At 54.4% G+C, this 6,047-nt stretch carries 3 rRNA genes; all 3 read right to left on the reverse strand.

Features of this window, described 5'->3' with window-relative positions:
* Window positions 1-19 precede the first annotated feature (19 nt).
* Window positions 20-136: ribosomal RNA gene (gene rrf, locus LSI54_RS12850) — 5S ribosomal RNA — on the reverse strand.
* A gap of 299 nt (window positions 137-435) precedes the next feature.
* Window positions 436-3,545 (reverse strand): 23S ribosomal RNA (locus LSI54_RS12855).
* A gap of 464 nt (window positions 3,546-4,009) precedes the next feature.
* Window positions 4,010-5,534: ribosomal RNA gene (locus LSI54_RS12860) — 16S ribosomal RNA — on the reverse strand.
* The 16S, 23S and 5S rRNA genes sit together here, the layout of an rRNA operon.
* Window positions 5,535-6,047 lie beyond the last annotated feature (513 nt).

A 6,047-nucleotide genomic window follows, 5' to 3' on the forward strand; every position in this document is an offset into this window, starting at 1 on the left:
ACCCTCTCTACCAAATAGTGTCCGGCGGCGACCTACTCTCCCACACACTCCAGTGTGCAGTACCATCGGCGCAGTGGGCCTTAGCTTCCGGGTTCGGGATGGGACCGGGCGTTTCCCCCACGCTATGACCGCCGTAACTCTAGAACAACACCACTTCCCACACCACCACACGCACCAGATCACCACGACCTGACACCCGCAACAGGGGTACTGAAGATGCTGTAAACCTAAACTCACAACAACACTATTGAACTATACACACCTGCCATACCATCACATCGTGATGACACGCAGGGGTGGTCTGACTCTGACCCACACACCCACACGCCTCAAACAAGAGACACCATGGGCATTGCGGGGTTGTTGGCAGAGAACCGCCTAGTGGACGCGAACACGCAGTGTTCAATTAAAACTTCACCGAGCACACATTGAGTGTGGTGTAAGTGGTCGGCTTATTAGTACCAGTCAGCTTCACGCATTGCTGCGCTTCCACATCTGGCCTATCAACCCAGTAGTCTGGCTGGGAGCCTTCACACCTTAAAGGTGACGGAGATCTTATCTTGAAGCCGGCTTCCCACTTAGATGCTTTCAGCGGTTATCCATCCCGAACGTAGCTAATCAGCGGTGCACTTGGCAGTACAACTGACACACCAGAGGTTCGTCCGTCCCGGTCCTCTCGTACTAAGGACAGACCTTCTCAAATCTCCTGCGCGCGCAGCGGATAGGGACCGAACTGTCTCACGACGTTCTAAACCCAGCTCGCGTACCGCTTTAATGGGCGAACAGCCCAACCCTTGGGACCAACTCCAGCCCCAGGATGCGACGAGCCGACATCGAGGTGCCAAACCATGCCGTCGATATGGACTCTTGGGCAGGATCAGCCTGTTATCCCCGAGGTACCTTTTATCCGTTGAGCGACGGCCCTTCCACACGGTGCCGCCGGATCACTAGTCCCAACTTTCGTTCCTGCTCGAGCTGCCGCTCTCACAGTCAAGCTCCCTTGTGCACTTACACTCGACACCTGATTGCCAACCAGGCTGAGGGAACCTTTGGGCGCCTCCGTTACTCTTTAGGAGGCAACCGCCCCAGTTAAACTACCCACCAGGCACTGTCCCTGGACCCGATCAGGGCCCGAAGTTAGATGCCTAACAACACCAGAGTGGTATTTCAACGATGACTCCACAACCACTAGCGTGGCCGCTTCACAGTCTCCCACCTATCCTACACAAGTGATGTCAAACACCAATACCAAGCTATAGTAAAGGTCTCGGGGTCTTTCCGTCCTGCTGCGCGTAACGAGCATCTTTACTCGTAGTGCAATTTCGCCGAGTCCACGGTTGAGACAGCGGGGAAGTCGTTACTCCATTCGTGCAGGTCGGAACTTACCCGACAAGGAATTTCGCTACCTTAGGATGGTTATAGTTACCACCGCCGTTTACTGGGGCTTAAATTCAGAGCTTCGCCACAAGTGACTAACCCTTCCTCTTAACCTTCCAGCACCGGGCAGGAGTCAGTCCGTATACATCGTCTTACGACTTCGCACGGACCTGTGTTTTTAGTAAACAGTCGCTTCCCCCTGGTCTCTGCGACCACCACCAGCTCACCAAAGCAAGCCTGGATCACCAGGGTGGTCCCCCTTCTCCCGAAGTTACGGGGGTATTTTGCCGAGTTCCTTAACCGTGGTTCTCTCGATCGCCTTAGTATTCTCTACCTGACCACCTGTGTCGGTTATGGGTACGGGCGGTACAAGCCCTCGCGTCGATGCTTTTCTTGGCAGCATAGGATCACTGAATCCCCCACAAAGTGGAGTCCCATCAAGTCTCACCCGTATAACGAGTCCCGGATTTGCCTAGGACTCGGGCTACACTCTTAGACCCAGACAACCATCGCTGGGCTCAGCTACCTTCCTGCGTCACACCTGTTAATACGCTTGGCTCCCCGGTTCAGGTCCTGCGCTCCTCGTACACGTCGATCCCAAAGGGACCGCTCTAGCACGATTCGGGCAGTTAGTATCACCAGTTCACCATGGGCGGTCTTATACCGGTACGGGAATATCAACCCGTTGTCCATCGACTACGCCTGTCGGCCTCGCCTTAGGTCCCGACTAACCCAGGGCAGATTAGCTTGACCCTGGAACCCTTAGTCATTCGGCGGACACGTTTCTCACGTGTCTTTCGCTACTCATGCCTGCATTCTCACTCGAACACACTCCACAGACGAGCTTACGCTGCTGCTTCACCGCAGTGTTCGACGCTCCCCTACCCATCCAGTCCGCAAGGGACTAAATGCCACAGTTTCGGTGGTGTGCTTGAGCCCCGCTAAATTGTCGGCGCGGAATCACTTGACCAGTGAGCTATTACGCACTCTTTCAAGGGTGGCTGCTTCTAAGCCAACCTCCTGGTTGTCTAAGCAACTCCACATCCTTTCCCACTTAGCACACGCTTAGGGACCTTAACTGGTGGTCTGGGCTGTTTCCCTCTCGACCATGAAGCTTATCCCCCACAGTCTCACTGCTGCGCTCTCACTTGACCGGCATTCGGAGTTTAGCTGACGTCAGTAACCTTGTAGGGCCCATCGGCCATCCAGTAGCTCTACCTCCGGCAAGAAACACGCAACGCTGCACCTAAATGCATTTCGGGGAGAACCAGCTATCACGGAGTTTGATTGGCCTTTCACCCCTACCCACAGCTCATCCCCCCAGTTTTCAACCTAGGTGGGTTCGGTCCTCCACGCGCTCTTACACGCGCTTCAACCTGGCCATGGGTAGATCACTCCGCTTCGGGTCTAGACCCAGCGACTCAAACGCCCTATTCAGACTCGCTTTCGCTACGGCTTCCCCACACGGGTTAACCTCGCCACTGAGCACTAACTCGCAGGCTCATTCTTCAAAAGGCACGCCATCACACCCCTATAGGATGCTTTGACGGATTGTAGGCACATGGTTTCAGGTACTATTTCACTCCCCTCCCGGGGTACTTTTCACCATTCCCTCACGGTACTGATTCACTATCGGTTAGTAGGTAGTATTTAGGCTTACCAGGTGGTCCTGGCTGATTCACACAAGATTCCTCGAGCCTCGTGCTACTCGGGATACACTTACAGGCCGGCGGAACGCATTACGACTACGGGACTCACACCCTCTACGGCGAAGGACTCAACCTTCTTCGTCTATACGCCCGCACCTCAACCCTGAGGACTGGTAGATCCCCAACGAAATGTCCCACAACCCCGATCACGCAACCCCTACCAGGTATCACACGCAACCGGTTTAGCCCCATCCGCTTTCGCTCGCCACTACTCACAGAATCACTACATTGTTTTCTCTTCCTGTCGGTACTGAGATGTTTCACTTCCCGACGTTCCCTCCAACCGGTCTATACATTCAACCGGTGGTCACACACCATCACGGCATGCGGGGTTTCCCCATTCGGAAATCCTGGTATCAACGCTCGGTTATCAACTCCACCAGGCTTATCGCAGATTCCCACGTCCTTCATCGGCTCCTACTACCAAGGCATTCACCATGCGCCCTAAAACACTTACAAACATCATCACAGTAGCTGCAATGACACTCAACAATTAAGTGCTCGACTAAAAATTGACACAAAAAACACCAGCCACACCAAAGGCGTGACCAGCATGATTCGAGTATTTCGTTCAAAAGAACAAAGATGCTCGCGTCCACTATGCAGTTCCCAAACAACAACCCCCACCACCATCACCAACCCCGTAAACGAGGTCGACTACCTGAAGCCGAGGGCCAGATCTTGAAACAACCATTGTTGTCTCAGGACCCAACAGTGTGCCAAGCACCACAGACATATGACACCAGTCCTCTTTCCGACCCGTGAACCTCAGTACAGCAATAAAGCTGACCAAGACGGGCGTACCGGAGAAACCAGTGCCAAGACCATGATGACGATTCGTTGATATTCCACCCTTGAGCAAACCACCAGTCACACGAACGGCGACATGAAGTGGCGGACCCGACTCGGGTCCTGCTCCTTAGAAAGGAGGTGATCCAGCCGCACCTTCCGGTACGGCTACCTTGTTACGACTTAGTCCCAATCGCGAGTCCCACCTTCGACGGCTCCCCCCACAAGGGTTAGGCCACCGGCTTCGGGTGTTACCCACTTTCGTGACTTGACGGGCGGTGTGTACAAGGCCCGGGAACGTATTCACCGCAGCGTTGCTGATCTGCGATTACTAGCGACTCCAACTTCACGAAGTCGAGTTGCAGACTTCGATCCGAACTGAGACCGGCTTTTAGGGATTAGCTCCACCTCACAGTATCGCAACCCATTGTACCGGCCATTGTAGCATGCGTGAAGCCCAAGACATAAGGGGCATGATGATTTGACGTCGTCCCCACCTTCCTCCGAGTTGACCCCGGCAGTCTCCCATGAGTCCCCACCATTACGTGCTGGCAACATAGGATAGGGGTTGCGCTCGTTGCGGGACTTAACCCAACATCTCACGACACGAGCTGACGACAACCATGCACCACCTGTGAACCGACCCCGAAGGGAAGCTGCATCTCTGCAGCGGTCCGGTCCATGTCAAGCCTTGGTAAGGTTCTTCGCGTTGCATCGAATTAATCCGCATGCTCCGCCGCTTGTGCGGGCCCCCGTCAATTCCTTTGAGTTTTAGCCTTGCGGCCGTACTCCCCAGGCGGGGCACTTAATGCGTTAGCTACGGCGCGGAAAACGTGGAATGTCCCCCACACCTAGTGCCCAACGTTTACGGCATGGACTACCAGGGTATCTAATCCTGTTCGCTCCCCATGCTTTCGCTCCTCAGCGTCAGTAACAGCCCAGAGACCTGCCTTCGCCATCGGTGTTCCTCCTGATATCTGCGCATTTCACCGCTACACCAGGAATTCCAGTCTCCCCTACTGCACTCTAGTCTGCCCGTACCCACTGCACACCCGGGGTTGAGCCCCGGGCTTTCACAGCAGACGTGACAAACCGCCTACGAGCTCTTTACGCCCAATAATTCCGGATAACGCTCGCGCCCTACGTATTACCGCGGCTGCTGGCACGTAGTTAGCCGGCGCTTCTTCTGCAGGTACCGTCACTTGCGCTTCTTCCCTGCTGAAAGCGGTTTACAACCCGAAGGCCGTCATCCCGCACGCGGCGTCGCTGCATCAGGCTTTCGCCCATTGTGCAATATTCCCCACTGCTGCCTCCCGTAGGAGTCTGGGCCGTGTCTCAGTCCCAGTGTGGCCGGTCACCCTCTCAGGCCGGCTACCCGTCATCGCCTTGGTGAGCTATTACCTCACCAACAAGCTGATAGGCCGCGAGTCCATCCAAGACCGATAAATCTTTCCACCAGCACCCCATGCGAGGACTGGTCGTATCCGGTATTAGACCCAGTTTCCCGGGCTTATCCCAGAGTCAAGGGAAGGTTACTCACGTGATACTCACCCGTTCGCCACTAATCCAACCGTGCAAGCACGGTCTTCATCGTTCGACTTGCATGTGTTAAGCACGCCGCCAGCGTTCATCCTGAGCCAGGATCAAACTCTCCATTAAAAAATTAATAAGAGAAAGCATCCACAATCAACAACAAACAGACCAGACCCTGCCAGAAAAACAAGGCCCTCACGATCCATCCATCATCAACCACGGACACCAGTTAATGAATCCTTGGCTAAATTTGCGATCACTATCACGGGGGTGATAATGTCGCTGTTATAACCAAATAAATAATTTGGTATCAACAAACTTGGCACACTATTGAGTTCTCAAACAACAACCGCTACCGGCACCATCAGAAGTTTTTCTCTGAATCGCTCCGAAGCAACTTTGTAAGCTTACCAACAAGCTCCCGCTTCGTCAATTCAGCGTTTCCGCCGTCCTGACCCGACTTCGAATGAATCATTCCCAGCGAATACTCGCTGCGAACGACTCGAACTCGTCGTCTGCGCGGTTCTCAACTCTACGTCGCGGTGTTCGCCTTCGTCAACTCGAGGTCAACTCTGCATGAACACCACACAAACCGTGGTCTCGAACCCCCCGGGAACACCTCGCTTGAGCCGATGACCA

The sequence above is a fragment of the Nesterenkonia sp. AY15 genome (genome assembly GCF_022565855.1).
GTDB lineage: Bacteria > Actinomycetota > Actinomycetes > Actinomycetales > Micrococcaceae > Nesterenkonia.